Raw genomic sequence first — 18481 nt, forward strand, 5'->3', positions numbered from 1 at the left:
TACCCGTTTAATACAGCGGACTTCTTGCCTTGATGAGGTCTTCTCCGAGCTCCAACACTTCCTTAAGTCCGGTGTGCATCAAAGTTCTGTCTATCCCCTCCTCAAGGAGGCTCCGACACCGAATGCTGTTGCTTCCATACCTAATTTTATGCTTGACTTTTCATAGCTGGTCTCTTTCTATATTTTTTATATTCTCTGGATATATTTCATATTTTATTTCAATCAACATAATAACAGTCATTAGGGCATCCTTCAGGAAAAAACTCATTTTTCACCATATGAATATACTCTTGTTCAGTTTTGTAGTTCTCTACCATTTGCAAACAAAAATCAACAGCCTTTATATCCATTAGAATATCTTTTGTATTTTTTCCTCTTCCAACAATTTTCAATGAATTTATACCTATTTTACTCAATTTCCATATTTTACATAACCCGCATCCTGTATTACCGATTTTCTTTTGTTCTAAGTCTGTATTAGACGATAAATTACTTTTTCTTTTATTGAAATTTTCTTTTTTTATCACCTTCTCTTCAGAAACTAAAACTTTAGGAAGTCTACATATTCGTAGTAACTCATCACAATGAAACGCATTACAAAATGCCCCGCTATAATAGCATAATTCATTTAATACAAATGCTTCATATTCAATTTGCAAATGAATTGTTTCTTTCACAATCTTTTCCATATTGTTAATATTCGTTTTTCTAGGAAATATCAGCCTCTTTATACCCAAATCAGCAAATTCTTTAACTGCTTCACTATTATATACACCTGCATCTCCACTTACTATTACATTTACTTTAGGGCCAAACCATTTTTTTAACATCATTATCAAAAAAAAATCTGCTACAATAAAATTTTTTATTCCTATCTTTAATATTTGGGCAATATAATCTTTCAAAAAAATATATGCATCATTATTGTAATAATGGCCATTTATTGTAATATAAATCTTATCTTTATCATTACTATTAAACTGTTCTAACTCCTTTTTATTACATAAACCGAAATCGGCAAACATTCTTTCTCTTCCATTCAGTGGCATAAAATTGAACCTAGTACTTATCCATTCATATGGTATATATCCTAAATAAAACTCATTTGCTCCTGCCTTTTTTAATAGGGGCAACTCACTTGGTTCATTTATTGGAGAAGTTATTTTTGTGTTCACATTCATAAATCGCCGAATATTCAATCTTGGCTTTCCTCCTGTTTAAATTTAAATTCTCAAAGAGACATATATATTTATAATGGTGTATATATAATTCTGTCTATAGAAGGATTATTTTTTATTTCATTTATAATATTAGACGTATAAAAACTACACAATCCATTCCCTATTCCTATCAAATTTAAATGCTGCCCTAAAACATAAAAATATTCATTACAGTACTCCTTACATTTTTCTACATTTACCTGCCTATTAGAATCTTTATTTTTAATAGCGGCATATAATGGACAGTACATTGACGTATTGGTTTGCGAAAATGGAAAATGCAATGAACATCTATTTACTGAATATACATTGCCTATTACATTATGTTCATATTCAATCCTATTAAAATTATGTAAATAATCTTTTATGTTTTGAAAATTAACATTTAAATCATTTTCTCTTAGTAATCCTTTTTTATTATTTTGAATCCAACGATAACAATATCTAGGATCCTTTTGTCTTCGATTAAGCATTACTCCCCATACCATTTTTGTATTTTTAAATTTTTTACATAGATGTATACTTCCAAAATCATTAACTATTATTTCAATATCTGATCCATTTTTATTTAAATTATCAATTTCAAATAGTACATTATAAAATGATGCTAATTCATGTTCTGGTAACACCGACGTAATAATTGATAATTTGAAATTTTTTTTATTGCATTTTTCAACGATACAATACAGAGTATCAATATTTATATTCTTATGCCAACAAAATGCATTACCAACATAAACTCTAGAAACATATTTCTCTATATATTCCCTTTCAAATGTATCATCATTATTATGTTTATCATTCAAAAAGTCCATTATCTTTTTATTACTGTTGTAACAAATTGCACATTCAATGTTTTTTAAAATATCATTATATTTAAAACTTTGAAATTCTATTTTTAAATCTTTATTAATTTTGTTTTTTATTTTTTTGATATCAGTCTCAAAAATCAAGTCATTGTTTACGGGATATTTTATCAGCAGCTTACCTATACTATTATTTTTTTCTTTCAAATTTTTTTCCGGCAATTCCAGTTGCTTAATGATTCTATCAATCACCTTCTGAGCTAACTTCATATCAATTACTATTTTGTTTTTAGTTATAATATATTTATTAATAATACATCGATTAAATTTATCATTTTCCAAATCATAAAATAAAAGATTAACTTTTTTTATATCCATTATATCTGTTTGAATAATTATTTGTTCATTACAGATACGGTAAGGAACTATTTGTTCATTTACTAAAACAAATAATTGTGTTTTTGGTATTTTTATACTATCCATATCCATAACCTTTCTTCTTGCTTTCTACAAGCTTACAAAAATAAATTTATATTTTTTTCCTTCTCTAAATGTCAGGGGATTGGTCTACTTGACCTGTCATATAATGCTGTATTGAGTATGTATGGAATTCACTTCCAAATAATGCCCCGATTGGTCTCAGAAACGTATAAAGCTCAAGCTACCGCCGTTTTTTTGTTTCTTCATTTTTAGGTATTGCTATCAGGCTTTCTATATCTGGTATCCAATGATCTAAACACTGACGTGTCATTACATTAAATTCTATTTCCGCTATATTCAGCCAGTTGCCGTGCTTAGGGGGGTAACGATTATCCAGGTGCATTGTCAGCTTCCTGGCTTTTTAAAGTGGAGAGATATTCAATTTCCTGTGCCTAATCAACAATTGTACGGGTCCTTCTCACATTGGCATGGCGATAATCTGCCAGGGGCTGTGCAAACACAAAAATATTGTATATCCCTTTCCGCTTATATTCGTCATCCTCTTCCCGGATACTGCCGGGCTTCACCTGGAGAGGCCTCAAAACCTGATCTAGCCGTTGATATGGCTCCTCATCCATGCACACAACAGGGGCCTCTTCTTTGTAAGGAAGTTTATAAGTGTTCAGTATTTCTTCCATATAGGCTACAAATTCTGCATTTTGTTTTAGGGAAATAACCAGTATTCGTTTTTGTGAGGCTACAGTTCATTTTTTTATAGCGGAGCGCACAAGTTTCCACTGCGACAGGCTCAATGATCTTAAGTCAACCGCTCAGTCACACAAAAGCTGCTGAGGCCAGGTGGAATGACCTTCGGGTGCTGGCCAATTGATTCAGGCGGGCCTTCTGGTCGTCCTGTATTTTACAGACATTGTTTTGTCTAGGGTTTTGATAAATCGTGATACATTCATCAAAACCCAGCTCCACAAAATATTTAATGGTACAATGTACAGTTGAAGTGGAAATATTCAGACTTTCAGCAATCTGGCAGTGACTAAGCTTTTTACCAAAAACATTGTGAATAGCAACGAGAATCAGGGCACGCTTTTTAATTGTAGATGTAGTTTTATCCATGGAAAGTAAGGATTCAAAAAAATTTGTTCTTCATTAAGGATAACTTCATATTTGGGGTTACGTTTACTATTTGAACTTGTTTTACTATATGTGATAATCAATTCTTTATTTAACATTAGCATTCTAAAGTTTATTTGACAGCTAGATGCCACACTAGGACACACCACCATTTACATAAACCATTTAAACTTACCAACCTGCACGCTGTCGTAAAAAGTGCCCAGAACTGCCCAACTTTTTATAGCCTTAAATTTAAGGATATTTATAAAAAATCCGTTTATTCAATTATTGTTCATCTAAACAAACTGTAAAATAGCATCATTGTCTTATCCATGTTGAAAAGCCTGTATTATTAAGATTATCTCATCAAATTGAAAGAGCATACCTTGAATCCAAAGAGAAGTATTTCAAGAATAGTTAGTTTACAATAATTCAGATAATTTGTATATCCCTATTGTCAAATCATGATCTACAGCTAATTGTTCACTTCTTCCATCAATAAATGTATACATATATTTTTCTATTATATATCTATATTTATTAAATTTCTCTTCAGATAGCATTGTATATTCTCTTCCGTTACTTGGTGTGGCATTTCTTATTCTAAATAAGAAAATTTTATTGTTCAAATTATATTTATGTATAAATCCTTTAAAGTCAATAATAGACTCTTCATAAATAGTAAAGCTAAGTGCAATTTTATTATATTTCTTATTGTACTTTATTGCCTTATTATACACCACATCACAAATCAATTTTATATCATCAAATGATAATAGCTTCCTACTTACATTGTCATTTCTTACTACTTCATTGTCACTTGATAACGATATTTGTAATTGAATTTCTATACTTCCTTTTATATCACAAATATCCAGCAATCGCTGTTCAGTTCCTTCAGGCAAAGATGTAGATATTTTAACCGCATAGAATTTTTTTTCATCAAGTTTTTTAACAATTTTCACTATATTAACATTGTCTAAAGGTTCTCCCTCCTTAACTAAAGAAATTTTTATATCTTCATTATTTCTCAAATTCAGAGTTTGCATAACTATATTTATTTGTTCTAAAATCTCTTCTACTAATAAATCCCGTGAAAAATAATTAACATTACAAAACAGTTTACATTGTGTTTTACAGCCTACTTGTGTAGAAACTGATATTATTTTTTCAAATCCCTTTTTTTCCCAATAACCCGAAAAAATATATACTCCTGGTTCAATTTCCATTTTAAATTGTACGGATTTATTTACTGCATCTTTAAATATTTTATATGAAATTAGTTTCATTTTAGCAATTATGTTATATCATACGAAATGCTATATAACCTTTCCTTTCTTACAATTCATTTACAAAATCATAATATTCCTTAATGTTTATTTTGCACAATAATAATTCTATATCTGCTTTTTCATAAAATCCATTGACAAATAATGTTTTAGTCTCTTTAATATTTAATGCTGATTCTACATATTTAAAAACCACTGTGAAAGAATCAAATACTTTTTTATTTTTTTCTGCCGCAACACTAACAACTATTAATTTTTTATGATTTGTTATAATAGATTTATTTTTATAAAAGACTTGTAAGCGATCAATCCACGCTTTTGCTAAAGCTGTAACTGTACCAAAATAAACAGGTGATGCAAAAAGAATTAAATCACATGTAATTATATCTTTAAGTATAGTGTCAACATCATCCTTTAATTTACAATTTAAAGATTGAGAACAAATGTCACATCCATCACAAGGTATGATATTAATTTTTCTTAAATAAACGCTATTATGCGAATAGTACTTACTAACAATTTCTTCTTTTAAATAGTTTAATATTCTATCAGTATTACCATTTTCTCTTGGACTTCCGTAAATAATCAAACATTTTTTCATTTTATTATGCTGCATAAGTATTTACATTTATCCCCCTCTTTGATAATCTCTTCAATCTTGCAAATTCCGGAACAATAGTAACTATTATTACATTTTTTGCACTCTCCTTTTATGTCAAGAAATTCTTCCCATCTTCTATCCCCCTCCCAAATAGTTTTAATGCTCTCATTTTTTATACTTCCCATAACAATTGGCGGATCAATAGAAAATCCAAAAATACATGGTGAAATATCACCATTATAATTTATTGTTAATTCTTTTTTTCCCGCCTTACAATTCATATATTTATTTTGAAACTTATTATAGTATGAACGAATATCAATATTATAGCCATTACCCATTCTATCTATTTTTTCATTCATATACTCTAACTTTCCGGCATCTATATCTAAGTAAGCAAGTTTATTAGTAAAGATCTTAATAGGATTAAAGTTTATTTTTTTCACATTAGAAAATTGAGAACAAAACGAAATCAAGTTATCAACATGTCTATAATTATAGTTATTTACTGTACACATAACTGTTATTTTTTTTTCTAACAACTTCAAATTTTCTATAATATTATCCATGGTTCTAATGCCACGAGTAATATAATTTTCTATACCTGTTCCATCTAGGCTTACATATATTTTATTTATATTACTATTATTTATAAAGTTTCTTACTTCTTTATCAAATAATGCATTTGTCAAGACATTAACTTCTATATTTTTTTCTTCTAATGCTCTTATAATATCAAAAAAATTCGGATGTACTGTCGGCTCTCCTCCAGACAATGTTACTCGATTTACATTCATTTCTTTCAATTGTGCGAACACATCTATTAACTCATTATAGGTTAATTCTGTTATATTTTCCTTTTTCCCTTGAAAACAATATAAACAATTATTATTACATCTATTTGTTATATTAATATATACATGCTCTAATGTTCTCTTCATATTATATTATTCTTTCCTTACTATCCCACGGATCAAATTTACCTTCCATTACTGTCTTTAATGGATTAGTGATATCATCTATTTTTTCCATCAGCTCAATATTAACTTTATTTTCAACAAGAGACTTATATAAAGAATATAATTGCTCTTTACTTCTAATTCCAATTATAGGAATACTATTAGGTTGTTTATAAATAATCCACTGAATAATTGCGCAATAACATTCAACACAGTATTCCTTACATAGATATTGCATATTTTGAATTATATTATTTAACAACTCTTCATAGCCTTGCTCATTATGTTTTGCTTTATATTTCATATAATTGAACAATCTTGTTCTCTTTCTGCTGTTTGGAAACTCATATATATTTTTATACTTTCCACTCAGCAATCCCTGCCCCAAACAGGAATACCATAAATAAATCCAATTATTTTTATATTTTGATTTTCTATTTTCTACTTCCCGCCAAATAGGGCTATAGGGTAACTGGTTAGTCACGAAATTAGCGTCAAAATGAACAGCAGACTGTTCACCACAATTGCAAACTCCTAAATTTCGGACCTTCCCTTTCTCTTTTAATTTTAATAATTGATATATAATATCTTCTATATTCAAATTTGAAGGCAACCAATGTATTTGATATAAATCTATACAATCCACATTAAGTCTTCTCAAACTTTCATTACAAGAAGTTTCAATATCCTCAAAATTTTTCAAATCAACTTTAGTTGCTATAGCAACCTTTTTGCCTCTTTCCTTTATCACCTTACCAATCAATTTTTCTGCTAACCCTGCCCCATATGTTTCGCCTGTATCTATTAATTTTACCTCTAAATCGAATGCCGTCTTTAATGCTTCAATTGATTTTTCATAAGATTGTTCCCCCCATGTATAAGAGGAATATAAACTACCTGTTCCTATTCCTATACACATACAATTCCCCCCCATACTTAATCATAATATTTACTCCTTGGATCATAACCCTCTAAAACATCTTCACTTAAAAGATTAGAGTAATTTTTTTTAATATCTTTATCAAAAACTTTTACAAAGTTTGCATGAATATCAATTTGCAGTATACTTCTAATCCAATCATGAAAATAATTTACCCATGGATCAGAACAACCCGCACAACTTTTAAGTTTGCATGATAAGTTTTTCTTATTTATATCACTTTCATCACTAAAACCTTTGTACTTCTTATCAAATAAGCATATATCGCCTAAGTAATACTCATCATTTGGATTGTCTAGCCAGTGGATACATGGCGAAATTTTTCCTTTACCGTCGAAATACAATCTTGTTTCTGCCTGATAACAATATTTCGCAGGAAACTTATCAGCATGATAATTAATGCTACATTTTTGAGGAATTTCCCAATATAAACTGTTAAAATTATCATCGTATAAATTTTTTAAATTTTCTCGTAATTGTTGTACTAGAATTGTATTTTCGGTATATACTTTATTAAAGTCTATTGAGTGTAAAGCTGGCTTAAATATATCAAAACCAATTCTTTTAGAATACTCTGCTGCATAATATGTTTCATATATGCTATATTTAGAAATTTCCGTAGAACTTTTCAATACTAAATCATGTCGCTTACTTTTCAATCGTTCTCGAACCATGATATCCATATTATGGCGCGACGCATCAAACAAATCACGCCCTGTATACGCCAAGTATGATTCTTGTGTTCCAGCTTTCATACTTACCCATATTAACTTAAGACTTTTTTCAGCAATAAGTTGTTCCCAATATTCGTCATCTAAGAAAGTAGCATTTGTTGTAATTCTTGTACATAATCCTAATTTACTACATAAACGTATTGCCTTTAAAACAGTAGTACGAGTTTCTTTATTGCAAAGAGGATCACCCGGTCCATGAAATGCAATCATAGCCGTACTTACTCCCTTCACTCTAATATCTTCATATACACCGTAAATTACTTTTTCTATATTCTCATATTTCAGAGTATCCCTACTTCTATTATTGGCAGAATAACATCCTTTACATGCTAAATTACATGAATTAGTCGGACCAACTTGAACATAACTATATGGTAATACTACTTTATTTATTATATTTTCTCTCATCGGATTTATGTACACATCCTCTAAAGGCATTCCATGAATATGCACCGGATCAATCCACGGACTAAATTCTATTAACACTCCATCAGAATTATATGCTGCTAAATGATGCCAACGACTATATTCTTTTCCAGTTTCAAACCCATATTCCATATCTTCTTCTCCTTATATAAGTTTTATTATATATATATTATCTCTCTAATTTTCATAATTCTAAAGGAGCCCTTATTCTTATTTATGCAACCTATATGTAATATACGCATTTGAATGTTTAGTGAAAAGTAATATAAAAATAGATTTTACCAAAAGTCTTTATAAGAAACTTTATCAACGTAAAAGTGTTGTCAGAAATTCTGTTATAAGGCTTTAAAAAACGCCCGCGCTTAACCACTTTTAGTGTTGTTTTGCTGATAACATTTTTCATTGTTTTTCCAATTGATATAAAAAACCTAACAGCGGTAGTTTTCCATTGCAAAACGAATCATTAAAATGAAAATGTTATAACCCCACTGCTCGGAAACATTGCCACATAAAGACTCAAACAATGAAATTGAAGTTTATCCTGAGAAAGAGCGAAAAGGCAAAAAATAGTACCTGCTACATTTCTACAACCATCGCGAAATAATTATCGGTAAAATGTGTTATTTGCCCGGTCATAAAACACTATTATTTCACATTTTCAGCTTATAATGGCTGATAACACGCTTTAGTCGATAATTCTCAGGCTTTACCAGTCTTGCAGGAGTGATTGCAGTCCTATAATGCTCTGCCATTTCATGGTAGGAAGCCTCCTTCCGATAAGAAGCGAACGAGATTGCATCTGCCATCTGACGTGTCGATCCCGAATGTTTCTGTTCCATCGCATCAATGAAGCGTGATGTTGTCGGTGTCTACTCATGCATCACAGCAGGAAGTGTTGGAGCCTTATCACAGAACTCACCGATTCTGACTGGCTGTGCGGTAAATGGTCCATATCCCGAATAACCTATGGTAATGTTTTCCACATCCGCAGTATTATTGGCAATCTCAACTTTATATCCAATCAGGGTTGGTTTCGTTTCGTATTTCCTTCCCCTGAAACTGATGCAGGCCCCTTTGTCCGCCTTACATATTTCGTGATGCAGGAAGGCTTCTGATACAACAAAAATATCCAGATAGGTAAGGTGACAGCTGTCGCGATTCCATTCCTAGAGGGAAGTAATCCCAATTTCCTGGATTACCGCGCCCTGGCTTTCGTAGTATCCACGGATTCCTTCATGGGACTTTTGATGGTAATACGCATTGAGGTACATAGCCCACAGCCTGTTCAGTTCTTCCAAATCCCTAATATCTTTGAGCTTTGCTTCACGGTTAAACGTGTCCAAGACCTGATAGAACTTTTCAATCTTCCCTTTGCTTTTGCCGCTTCGGGTTTTGCATGAAGTATCTGGATTCCCAGTTTTTCCAGGGACACCTTTACCTGTCTGGTAATAGACTGGGAGCTGTTGTCAAAGTGCAGGAGTCTTGAATGGTCATCGGCTGCAGAGGAACGATAGGTCTGTATCCTGGCACCGATTTCCCCAATAGGAAGTTTCAGGCTGTACTTGATATCCCCCTGGACAAGCATCATACGGTGTGGTTTACAGAAGCCTTTGGAAGAACATGTGCGTGCATCGCGGTACATTTGCATCTTATCCCTTCCATAACCAGTACTAAACAGGTGCCGTTCCAAAATGGGGCGTTTCAGACACCTGGCGTGGACAGACACTCCAGTTCCAAGATGCAGATAATCTGTGAGACGGAGCACTCCGGAACTCCCCTGCATAGTAGGATTGCCTACTCAAGCAGAAGATCATAGTTCTCCGGAAGCTTTTACAAACAATACTTTTCCCGCAAGGTTGGCTTTAAACCGGAAAACTTTCCTTCCCAGTACGCTTTTTCATAACGTTAAAGAGTGCGGACAGAAATGTCATTCTCCCGTGCAATCTGTTGTCTCATCTATAGCCACTTTGCATCGTCAAGCTCCTCTCTGAGCAGCGGTACAATCAACTGGAAACGGAAAAGAGCTTCCTGTTCCTGCCATTGGTACCTGTGATTGTATTGGTATTCATACGGAATCAGCGGAGCCAGCGCAGCATTGATTGTAAGGAAGTGTGATCCTCGGAATCTCCGTATTCAGAAATTTAGACTCCATCGATTTCACCGGAGATTAATTTAGCCTCATAGTGCTTGTGGGGGACAAGGCAATCCGGCAGTTCATTATAGTAACGGCGGAATTCTGCATAACGGTGTTTTTTGTCAAGCAATTTTCCCTAAAAAAGCGTCGGAATTCCCTATTTTCAGCAAGGGGATTTCCTTGCTTTCAGCGGGTAGCATTTATGCATCCCTGTGCATGTGGGCATGCTCCATCCGGTAGCTTTCCCCTCAAAAATCAATAAGTGTCCATGGTGTACAAGGCGATCTATCATGGCTACCGCCATCTGGTCGTCCGTAAATATCTCGCTCCATTTGGAAAACTCCAGATTTGTAGTCAGAATCAGGCTTTTGCTTTCGTAACTGTCTGATATGACCCGGAACAGCAACTGGAATCCGTCTTTGTCTACGGGAACATAACCCCATTCATCCAGAATTAAAAAATCCAAGATACGCAGTCCCCTTAGCAATTTTTCCAATGTTCCGTTTTTGTGTGCTTGACCAAGCTTCAGGACTAGTTCTGTTACCGTATAAAATTTTGTTTTATAACCAAGGTTGGATGCTTTTACGCCAGCAGCGATCGCCATGTGTGTTTTATCAATTCCTACCGGGCCATAGAGAACCAGATTCTTTTTACCTGGAACGGATTCCAGCTGTTTCTGGGTTCCTTTTTCTTTTCAGACCTCGCTGATGCGGCTGGAAAGAAACAACTGTCTGCTGGCTAAGAGGATCTGACTGCAGTGGTACTGCAGGATGGAAAAATCACCTTTTCTTCGATACCTGAAATATCACACTGATATTTTGGGATAAGTTTAAGCTCAAATTTCCCATTTCAGTTCCTGGGTATGTCTATCTGAAATCCTCATACTGGCTCTTAAGGGTCTTTGAAGAATGCCCATTCCTTTTATGATTCGTGGTATACGGTAAATCACTAGTACCGTGCTAGTTTTATCTATCCATGAGATAATAACTCCAGAAAACTACAAGTTTTATAAAGGAGTTGTCCCTATGGATAAGATTACACATCAGGTCCGTGCAGAGCACTGGACCAAAATCATGAATGAATGCATAAACAGTGGGATGCCTAAAACTGCCTGGTGCAGAGCTAATGGGGTTTCAGAAAAGCAGTTCTTCTATTGGCAGAGGATCCTGCGAAGGGAAGCTTTCGAGAATTCCCATATCATTGCCGGGAATTGTCGGACCGGATCTGGCGCTAGTGCCGGCAACTCAGAGGACGGTATCTTTTACCAAGATCAAGCTTCCATCATCTCCTCAGAACACAGCTCCGGTTTTCCATCCGGATCTCGTAATCCGAAAAGGAGATATCGTCCTGGAAATATCGAATTCCGTTTCAGACGCGCTCGGATGCTGAATAATGCAACCGGATTTCGAAACATTTTTATTGCTGCAGGATACACAGATTTACGTCGCGGAATCGATGGACTGGCATCCATTGTTAAGTTCAACTTTCAGCTGGATCCATATGAAAAGGAGATTCTTTTTCTCTTCTGCGGCAGACGCAGCGACCGTATCAATGGGCTTGTATGGGAAGGTGACGGATTTCTTCTCCTTTACAAAAGGCTGGAGCTTGGCGGTTTCAGCTGGCCCCGTACAAAAGAAGAGGCACTGGAGATCACACCGGAACAATATCAGGCATTGATGCAGGGGCTGGAGATTGTCTCCAGACATCCGATTCAGGAAGTACATCCCAAGGCTCTCCTGTAAGGCATTGTGCAAAACGGAGAAGATCAAAAATCTTTTCACCTTCACCGCCTAGGGAAGATTGGAAGTTATCCACAACTGGGCCTTATTGCATTCATTCGATCATGGAGTACTTACCAGCAGCAAGCTGCCGTGTGGATAAGTACTCTGAAAAGACGAAAAAACTAATAGTTTTTTCGTCTTTTCAGAGTGTTTATCTTATAGTGAGAATGACGAAAGATATTTTTGTGTAGTTCGCTTTTTCTTTTGTTTTGCGGTACAATAGTTCCAGCAAAACAAAGGAGCACCAAACATGTCAAAGATCTACTCACCAGAAGAACTGAATAGCTTCAGCAGGGAAACACTCATGGCAGTGATCCTGTCCATGCAGGATCAATTGAGCCAGCTGAATGCAAACATGGAGCGACTGATCGAGCAGATCGCTGACGCAAACAATAAACGCTATGGGCGTTCTTCTGAAAGGCTGGATGTCATCGCAGGCCAGTTAGAACTGGAACTCATCTTTAACGAAGCAGAAGCTCTGACAGAAACTCTTTATGTCGTTGAGCCTGCCGAAGAGGATGTGATCCGGGTCAGCCGTCGAAAAAAGAAAGGGAAACGTGAGGAAGATTTAAAGGATCTTCCAGTTGAAGTGATCCCTCATACTCTGGGGAGGACAGATGGAAGCGGCTTCCAGATGAAGTCTACAAAAGAGTCCGTGTTCAACCCGCTGCGTATACAGTTGAAGAGCATCATGTAGCTGTCTATGCCGGCAGGGACAATCAGACGATCGTTAAGGCAGACCGTCCTAAAGATCTGCTCCGAAACAGCATCCTGACTTCCTCTCTGGCGGCAAGTATCATGAATGCCAAGTATGTAAACGGGCTTCCTTTGTACCGGATTAGCCAGGGATTCCTGCGGAACGACATCCACATTTCCAAGCAGGTGATGGCGAACTGGATGATCCAATGTGCGGACCGGTATCTGGGTATTCTTTATGATTATCTCCATAAAGAGTTATATCATTTCCATGTGCTGCAGGCGGACGAGACCCCGGTCATGGTATCGAAAGACGGACGCCCCGCAAACAGCAAGAGTTATATGTGGGTCTACCGCACCGGTAAGATCTACACAGACACGCCGATCATCCTGTACGAATATCAGCGTACCCGAAAAGCAGACCACCCAAGAGAACTTTTGAAGGGCTTCGCAGGCGTGGTTGTCTGCGACGGCTATTCCGCTTACAGGAAGCTGGATCGGGAAAATCCGGATATTATTTTTGCCGGATGCTGGACACATACAAGACGGTATTTCTCGGATGCTTTAAAAGCCCTTCCGAAAGCGGCACAAAAAACCGCAAAAGATACTGTTGCATATGAGGCACTAAAGCGGATTGGAGGCATCTATCATTTGGACAATCAATCATCTGATCTGAAACCGGATGATCGGAAGAAACAGCGGCAGATCACAGTCCAACCTCTGGTGGAGGCTTTCTTTGCGTGGACAAAAGAGGTTCAATCCTCTGGTCGTCTTTCCAAAGGGAAAACACTGGAAGGAATCAATTACTGTATCGATCAGGAAGAGACCCTGAGAGTGTTCCTGAATGATGGTGAAGTCCCTCTTGACAACAACGTAACAGAAGGAGCGCTCCGCAGCTTCTGTCTGCATAAACATGCGTGGAAGCTGATCGACAGTATCGATGGCGCGAAATCCAGCGCGATCATCTATAGCATAACGGAAACAGCAAAGGCGAATAACCTGAATCCGTTCCGTTATCTGGCCCATGTCCTGACAGTTTTGAAAGACCATCAGGATGACACGGATTACAGCTTTATAGAAGAACTACTTCCCTGGTCAGATCAGTTACCTGAGATCTGCCGGAGCAAGTCTAAATCAACCAATGTGTAGACCTGGCCGCCGGAAACGGCGGTCGAAAAAAAGCCAGTACTCATGGTTTACCGTATACGATTCGTGTCCAGATTTCCCTTTTTATTTTTTCGTATCCAAGAGCGTCATCTAATTCTGCTTCTATAAGCTACTGGAGGATATCCTTGAAACTGTTCTTGAGGAGAGTGTAGTCATTATATAAACACTGTTGATGTTGTTTTAAGAAATGATCTGTCGAATTTGTTTCTTTATTGCTGGCATAAAAATACTCCTTTTCGATAAGGATTACCATATCTTAATCCTTACCAAAAAGGAGCCGTTTTTGCCAAAGACACCAATTTATTTACATTCCAAGTTAGCAGCTACACTAATCGACTAATTGGTACATCACAGCCATATAATCGTCTTCAATCGTGACAAGTGAAGATTTGAGCATTCACTGGTAAAAAACCCAGCAATTAAATAAACGCTCTAGAGAGTATTACACTTTTTCTTTGCGTTTCAATACACTTTAAGGTTGGAAAAAACAGGAGTAGATTTTCATGGATTTTAGTTCACCTTTTTTTCTTTCTTACAATCTTCCCTGAAGCATTCCTCTCTAATTCATTAACAAAATTAATTATATTAGGTTTCAAGTAATCTGGTATTGTATTTAACAACTCTGTTCTTTTAATTTTATAATTATTTTTACAGACTATATCACATCCTATTATCATTGTTCCTTTTTTCTTCACTCCATATACAACACAATCACTTACCCCTTCAAATTGTTTTATATATTCCTCTACTTCTTTAGGATAAATATTCATTCCTGCTTTATTAATCATGTCATCTTCCCTTGATATTATATAAAGGTTTCCTTCTACATCCTTATACCCGATATCTCCAGTTCTCAGATATCCTCGAAAAAAAGAAGCCTCTGTTAGCTCCTTATTTCTATAATATCCTTTCATTACCGATTTCGATTTCACATATATCGCACCGCTTTCTTTACCTTCTATAATGTTCATATTTTTATCACATACCAGTACTTCTGTTTCATCCAGTGGTATACCTACCGATTCAGACTTAACATGAAATTTATTCGCCGGTAAATAACTCACTCGTGGTCCAGCCTCTGTCAATCCATAAACATTGTATATCGGTGTATCTATAAAAACACTCTCTATCAGGTTAGCTGTTTGTTTATCTAGACATTCACCACTAATGGCAATCGCTGACAATCGAAAAGTCTTTCCAACGTGCCCACAGTAATATGCTAATTGTCTAAATAGTGTTGGTGTAGCACATAACACCGAAATATCAGGCAACAATTTGACAATTGAAAAAGGGTCATATTCCCCATTATAAAATTTAATCGAACATCCTTTATGTATTGAAAGTAAAAACTCACCAATCATAACAGCCGCATGATATAACGGTCTTGCTATCAATATTTTGTCGTCAGATGAAATATTAAAATATTTCGCAATGCCAAGTACATTGCATATAACTCCCTGTTCCGTTAACATTACGCCTTTTGGATTACCAGTTGTACCTGAAGTACACATAATTAATGCAACATCTTGTAATATTTCATCTACTTGACTCTTTATATGAATCACTTTATCTTCTCTGTACAGATTAACACACTTTTTATTGAACTGTTCACAAGATTGAACATCATCCGTTAGTATTATATCTGGTTCAACTAAATCAATTATTTTATTGCAGTGCTCAAGTCCATAGTTAAATGAAATTGGTATTACTACATTATTATTTCTCCAACACGCTACTATGTACAGTGCTGCTTTTAGACTACTTTTGCATGCAATAGCACATTTGATTCTTTTTTTCGAGACATAATATATCTTTCGATATAATAAATTGATTGACTTCTCTATATCAATTGGATTATATATAATCTCACCCTCTTGCCAAACCATTCTTGCATTACTTTTTAAACCCGACTCAATAAAGGAATTTAGCATCTTACCCCCATATGTTTTTCTACTAATTCAATTATAGACTTTACAGTTTCTAAATTTTGAGGAGTCAAATCCGAATCCTTAAACCTAATACTAAATTCGTCCTCCAAGGATATAATAACTTCTACTTTTTCCAATGAACTAATACCGAGTGTAGATAATTGTTGTTCTTCAGTAATCTGCTCATCTATATTACTTATATTTGCCAAAATACTGATTACCTTGTTTTTAATCATTTCTATAACCTCCCCCTGAATTACATAAAATTAAAGTCATCGTTTTCTCTTCTATTTTTTGAATAGCGTATATATATTCTTTAAGCTTATCTTCATCAAAATTGTTCCTTAATCGCATATATTCAACTGAAGTAAAAATTTTATCCAAAGAATGTATCATTTTGTCCCACGAAGACGTTTTAATAGACTGATAAAAATATAAACGCATTCTATTATAAACAACTCGAAGAATAGCTATTGCATCTCTTAGCTGTAGCAATGTGTACTGCTCTATATTCATTAATGGGTTATATACTTGTAGCCTATATATCATTTCATCATTTGACAAACTATATGGTGTCCAATTCATATTACATATTACCAGAAGTATGTCTTTTTCATAGATTTCACTCAATTCTTTTTTTGATATTACTCTTTCGTCAATGGGATTATCATTAATATATTTCCACATTCCACTACAACACTTTTCAATCCATAGATAATGATCGCTTCGCCATAATTGTTTACTATATGTTTGGATTACAAATTGGGGCTTGACTCTAATTATTGCTTCCTTCTCAACAATCTCATACAACTTTTCAAATGAAATGTTGGTTTTCATAGAAATTATAAACATTCCTATATCTTTTCCAAATTCCTGAATTCTTCGCAGTCCAGAAAATGTTGCATAGTTTTCTTTTTTTTCAATCAGCCACCCCAAAATATCGCGAAACCCAATATAACTGCCACTAAAAATTTTCTCCCAATTTACAATATTATGGCTAATATAGCCTATTAAATAATTCTCCACGCAAGATAAACCATACCCTGTTTGCAACCACTCCTTATTCATCCATATATACCTCTAATAGTTCTTCTCTATTTTTACAATTAAATCGTTCAATAAAAGGTTGTTTATACTGATAATACTGATTACTTTTTGGATCAAAAACAAAATCCAAATATCTTTTATCTTTTGGCTCCAACTTTCTTAATATATTATTCAAAGCATCATTTCTAGTTAATTGTACATATATTTTCAATGTATAATAAAGAGCAAAATAAAATTCTTTAGAAACTTCTAAATCTATTACCCTTTCAAACAATTTTTCATAATCATATTTTACGTTCATCATTAAAACGTTAATATCACTGAATTTATATAAATCTAAATCTCTCTTCTCAGCAACCCAATTCATAGTAGTTGCCTCTTTATATAAATGGCAGCATAAATGAATTAAAAAATCATTATCACTAAGTGAATAATAGTAACCATCTTGAAATATTACCTTTTTTCTGTCACTCAACATTTCCCGAACCAAATTTCGTTTTCCTTCTGGCTTGAAATCCAAAGAGAAATTTAGGTCAATCATAAGAACTTCATTATCAATTTGTTTGCAAAACGGAATTGTTTCACCATAATTGATTCTACTAAACACTATATCTTTTCTGCTTGCCGGGACAATTCCCTGTTGTGGATTATAGAATCCTTGCACAAATCCATTTTCAATAAGTACGTCTTGGCAGTTACTGATATCTTTCTCATCAAGAAGAATATCTATATCATTAGAATTTCTACACCCTAAAGGATATACATTAGGTATCAAGTATGCCCCTTTTAAAAGTGCATACTTGAAAGACACATTTTGCAGAATTCTCTCCATATATAGGATACATTTTCTAAACCATAAGTTTCTGCTGCAATCCATCTTATAAATTGCATATAAGGAATCAACAAATTGTTTTGGAAATGATGTAAGCAAATTTCCCTTAATATTTTTATAAGCAATAGACGCCACTCGATTCATACATAACTCCCCAAGAAGTTTTGCGTAGTCATCGATATATATATTCTTTAGATTCTCTAGATACATATCGGATAGTTCAAATAAACAATTCATAATAATCTTGTATGATGTTTATAGAAGCAAAAACAAGATATTCCTTTCATTTTTCTTATACTGTGGTTTAACACATTCAGATACCGTGGACTTTTGATTCTTTTCTGTAGCTTGCCTACTCGACAGGAGTATA

At 34.4% G+C, this 18481-nt stretch carries 19 protein-coding genes and 2 pseudogenes; 4 read left to right on the plus strand and 17 right to left on the minus strand.

Annotated features, from left to right (window positions below):
• Positions 1-218: 218 nt before the first annotated feature.
• The 13 genes and pseudogenes from CI595_RS25335 to CI595_RS27510 all read right to left on the minus strand — a co-directional run.
• The gene (locus tag CI595_RS25335; RefSeq protein WP_147737774.1) at positions 219-1199 is read right to left on the minus strand and encodes a U32 family peptidase; all 981 of its coding nucleotides are present in this window, start codon (positions 1197-1199) and stop codon (positions 219-221) included.
• A gap of 50 nt (positions 1200-1249) precedes the next feature.
• Positions 1250-2515 carry a hypothetical protein gene (locus CI595_RS25340; RefSeq protein WP_095176376.1) on the minus strand — a complete coding sequence of 422 codons (1266 nt, stop codon included), beginning with the start codon at positions 2513-2515 and terminating at the stop codon, positions 1250-1252.
• A gap of 383 nt (positions 2516-2898) precedes the next feature.
• A complete protein-coding gene (locus CI595_RS25345) occupies positions 2899-3144 on the minus strand; it encodes a hypothetical protein (protein WP_095176377.1) in 246 nt (81 codons plus the stop codon).
• Between the two features lie 136 nt (positions 3145-3280).
• Positions 3281-3577 carry a helix-turn-helix domain-containing protein gene (locus tag CI595_RS27445; protein ID WP_147737775.1) on the minus strand — a complete coding sequence of 99 codons (297 nt, stop codon included), beginning with the start codon at positions 3575-3577 and terminating at the stop codon, positions 3281-3283.
• A 422-nt stretch (positions 3578-3999) separates the two neighbouring features.
• Positions 4000-4866, minus strand: a complete 867-nt coding sequence (locus CI595_RS25350) for a hypothetical protein (protein WP_095176378.1) — start codon at positions 4864-4866, stop codon at positions 4000-4002.
• 49 nt (positions 4867-4915) lie between these two features.
• Positions 4916-5467 (minus strand): flavodoxin family protein, encoded by a 552-nt coding sequence (locus CI595_RS25355; RefSeq protein WP_162291973.1) that lies wholly within the window; start codon positions 5465-5467, stop codon positions 4916-4918.
• Entirely contained in the window at positions 5464-6408 is a 945-nt protein-coding gene (locus CI595_RS25360; protein ID WP_095176380.1) for a radical SAM/SPASM domain-containing protein, read from the minus strand. The genes CI595_RS25355 and CI595_RS25360 overlap by 4 nt, the downstream gene beginning before the upstream one ends.
• Position 6409: 1 nt before the next feature.
• Positions 6410-7345 carry an aldo/keto reductase gene (locus tag CI595_RS25365; protein WP_162291974.1) on the minus strand — a complete coding sequence of 312 codons (936 nt, stop codon included), beginning with the start codon at positions 7343-7345 and terminating at the stop codon, positions 6410-6412.
• A gap of 17 nt (positions 7346-7362) precedes the next feature.
• Complete coding sequence (locus CI595_RS25370) at positions 7363-8658, minus strand: radical SAM protein (protein WP_095176382.1); 1296 nt, start codon at positions 8656-8658, stop codon at positions 7363-7365.
• 1153 nt (positions 8659-9811) lie between these two features.
• Entirely contained in the window at positions 9812-10168 is a 357-nt protein-coding gene (locus CI595_RS25375; RefSeq protein ID WP_147737776.1) for a hypothetical protein, read from the minus strand.
• 499 nt (positions 10169-10667) lie between these two features.
• Positions 10668-10790 carry a DUF6431 domain-containing protein gene (locus CI595_RS27450; protein ID WP_408608213.1) on the minus strand — a complete coding sequence of 41 codons (123 nt, stop codon included), beginning with the start codon at positions 10788-10790 and terminating at the stop codon, positions 10668-10670.
• A 33-nt stretch (positions 10791-10823) separates the two neighbouring features.
• The gene (locus CI595_RS25380; protein WP_330397490.1) at positions 10824-11330 is read right to left on the minus strand and encodes an ATP-binding protein; all 507 of its coding nucleotides are present in this window, start codon (positions 11328-11330) and stop codon (positions 10824-10826) included.
• Positions 11331-11437: 107 nt separating this feature from the next.
• Positions 11438-11592 (minus strand): annotated as a pseudogene (locus CI595_RS27510) (transposase); the annotation flags it as partial.
• Between the two features lie 93 nt (positions 11593-11685).
• On the opposite strand from CI595_RS27510, the gene tnpB reads away from it, so the two are divergent.
• From tnpB to CI595_RS26865, 4 genes and pseudogenes are all read left to right on the plus strand, one after another.
• Positions 11686-12402 (plus strand): IS66 family insertion sequence element accessory protein TnpB, encoded by a 717-nt coding sequence (gene tnpB, locus CI595_RS26850; RefSeq protein ID WP_243135276.1) that lies wholly within the window; start codon positions 11686-11688, stop codon positions 12400-12402.
• Positions 12403-12796: 394 nt separating this feature from the next.
• Complete coding sequence (locus CI595_RS26855) at positions 12797-13138, plus strand: IS66 family transposase (RefSeq protein WP_243135278.1); 342 nt, start codon at positions 12797-12799, stop codon at positions 13136-13138.
• A pseudogene (gene tnpC / locus CI595_RS26860) lies at positions 13108-14112 on the plus strand (IS66 family transposase); the annotation flags it as partial. The gene CI595_RS26855 and the pseudogene tnpC, both read left to right, overlap by 31 nt.
• 42 nt (positions 14113-14154) lie before the next feature.
• Positions 14155-14286, plus strand: a complete 132-nt coding sequence (locus CI595_RS26865; RefSeq protein WP_243135279.1) for a hypothetical protein — start codon at positions 14155-14157, stop codon at positions 14284-14286.
• Positions 14287-14819: 533 nt separating this feature from the next.
• Here the strand turns inward: CI595_RS26865 and CI595_RS25405 are convergent.
• The 4 genes from CI595_RS25405 to CI595_RS25420 are packed head-to-tail and all read right to left on the minus strand — an operon-like array spanning position 14820 to position 18348.
• Positions 14820-16235, minus strand: a complete 1416-nt coding sequence (locus tag CI595_RS25405; protein WP_095176385.1) for a class I adenylate-forming enzyme family protein — start codon at positions 16233-16235, stop codon at positions 14820-14822.
• The gene (locus CI595_RS25410) at positions 16229-16468 is read right to left on the minus strand and encodes an acyl carrier protein (protein ID WP_095176386.1); all 240 of its coding nucleotides are present in this window, start codon (positions 16466-16468) and stop codon (positions 16229-16231) included. Before CI595_RS25410 ends, CI595_RS25405 begins: the two co-directional genes overlap by 7 nt.
• The gene (locus tag CI595_RS25415) at positions 16461-17300 is read right to left on the minus strand and encodes a hypothetical protein (RefSeq protein ID WP_095176387.1); all 840 of its coding nucleotides are present in this window, start codon (positions 17298-17300) and stop codon (positions 16461-16463) included. Before CI595_RS25415 ends, CI595_RS25410 begins: the two co-directional genes overlap by 8 nt.
• On the minus strand, positions 17293-18348 hold the full coding sequence (locus tag CI595_RS25420) for a nucleotidyltransferase family protein (protein ID WP_095176388.1): 1056 nt from the start codon (positions 18346-18348) through the stop codon (positions 17293-17295). Before CI595_RS25420 ends, CI595_RS25415 begins: the two co-directional genes overlap by 8 nt.
• Between the last annotated feature and the right edge of the window lie 133 nt (positions 18349-18481).

It is taken from the genome of Blautia hominis, from assembly GCA_002270465.1.
GTDB classification, from domain to species: domain Bacteria; phylum Bacillota; class Clostridia; order Lachnospirales; family Lachnospiraceae; genus Blautia; species Blautia hominis.

What these genes read in the sequence shown, in the direction of transcription:
- CI595_RS27445 (WP_147737775.1), bottom strand. Translation starts at nt 3,577, where the DNA reads ATGGATAAAACTACATCTACAATTAAAAAGCGTGCCCTGATTCTCGTT.
- CI595_RS25415 (WP_095176387.1), bottom strand. Translation starts at nt 17,300, where the DNA reads ATGAATAAGGAGTGGTTGCAAACAGGGTATGGTTTATCTTGCGTGGAG.
- tnpB (WP_243135276.1), top strand. Translation starts at nt 11,686, where the DNA reads ATGGATAAGATTACACATCAGGTCCGTGCAGAGCACTGGACCAAAATC.
- CI595_RS25405 (WP_095176385.1), bottom strand. Translation starts at nt 16,235, where the DNA reads ATGCTAAATTCCTTTATTGAGTCGGGTTTAAAAAGTAATGCAAGAATG.
- CI595_RS25345 (WP_095176377.1), bottom strand. Translation starts at nt 3,144, where the DNA reads ATGGAAGAAATACTGAACACTTATAAACTTCCTTACAAAGAAGAGGCC.
- CI595_RS25410 (WP_095176386.1), bottom strand. Translation starts at nt 16,468, where the DNA reads ATGATTAAAAACAAGGTAATCAGTATTTTGGCAAATATAAGTAATATA.
- CI595_RS25355 (WP_162291973.1), bottom strand. Translation starts at nt 5,467, where the DNA reads ATGAAAAAATGTTTGATTATTTACGGAAGTCCAAGAGAAAATGGTAAT.
- CI595_RS26855 (WP_243135278.1), top strand. Translation starts at nt 12,797, where the DNA reads ATGGAGCGACTGATCGAGCAGATCGCTGACGCAAACAATAAACGCTAT.
- CI595_RS25360 (WP_095176380.1), bottom strand. Translation starts at nt 6,408, where the DNA reads ATGAAGAGAACATTAGAGCATGTATATATTAATATAACAAATAGATGT.
- CI595_RS25420 (WP_095176388.1), bottom strand. Translation starts at nt 18,348, where the DNA reads ATGAATTGTTTATTTGAACTATCCGATATGTATCTAGAGAATCTAAAG.
- CI595_RS25350 (WP_095176378.1), bottom strand. Translation starts at nt 4,866, where the DNA reads ATGAAACTAATTTCATATAAAATATTTAAAGATGCAGTAAATAAATCC.
- CI595_RS25340 (WP_095176376.1), bottom strand. Translation starts at nt 2,515, where the DNA reads ATGGATATGGATAGTATAAAAATACCAAAAACACAATTATTTGTTTTA.
- CI595_RS25365 (WP_162291974.1), bottom strand. Translation starts at nt 7,345, where the DNA reads ATGTGTATAGGAATAGGAACAGGTAGTTTATATTCCTCTTATACATGG.
- CI595_RS25370 (WP_095176382.1), bottom strand. Translation starts at nt 8,658, where the DNA reads ATGGAATATGGGTTTGAAACTGGAAAAGAATATAGTCGTTGGCATCAT.
- CI595_RS25375 (WP_147737776.1), bottom strand. Translation starts at nt 10,168, where the DNA reads ATGTACCGCGATGCACGCACATGTTCTTCCAAAGGCTTCTGTAAACCA.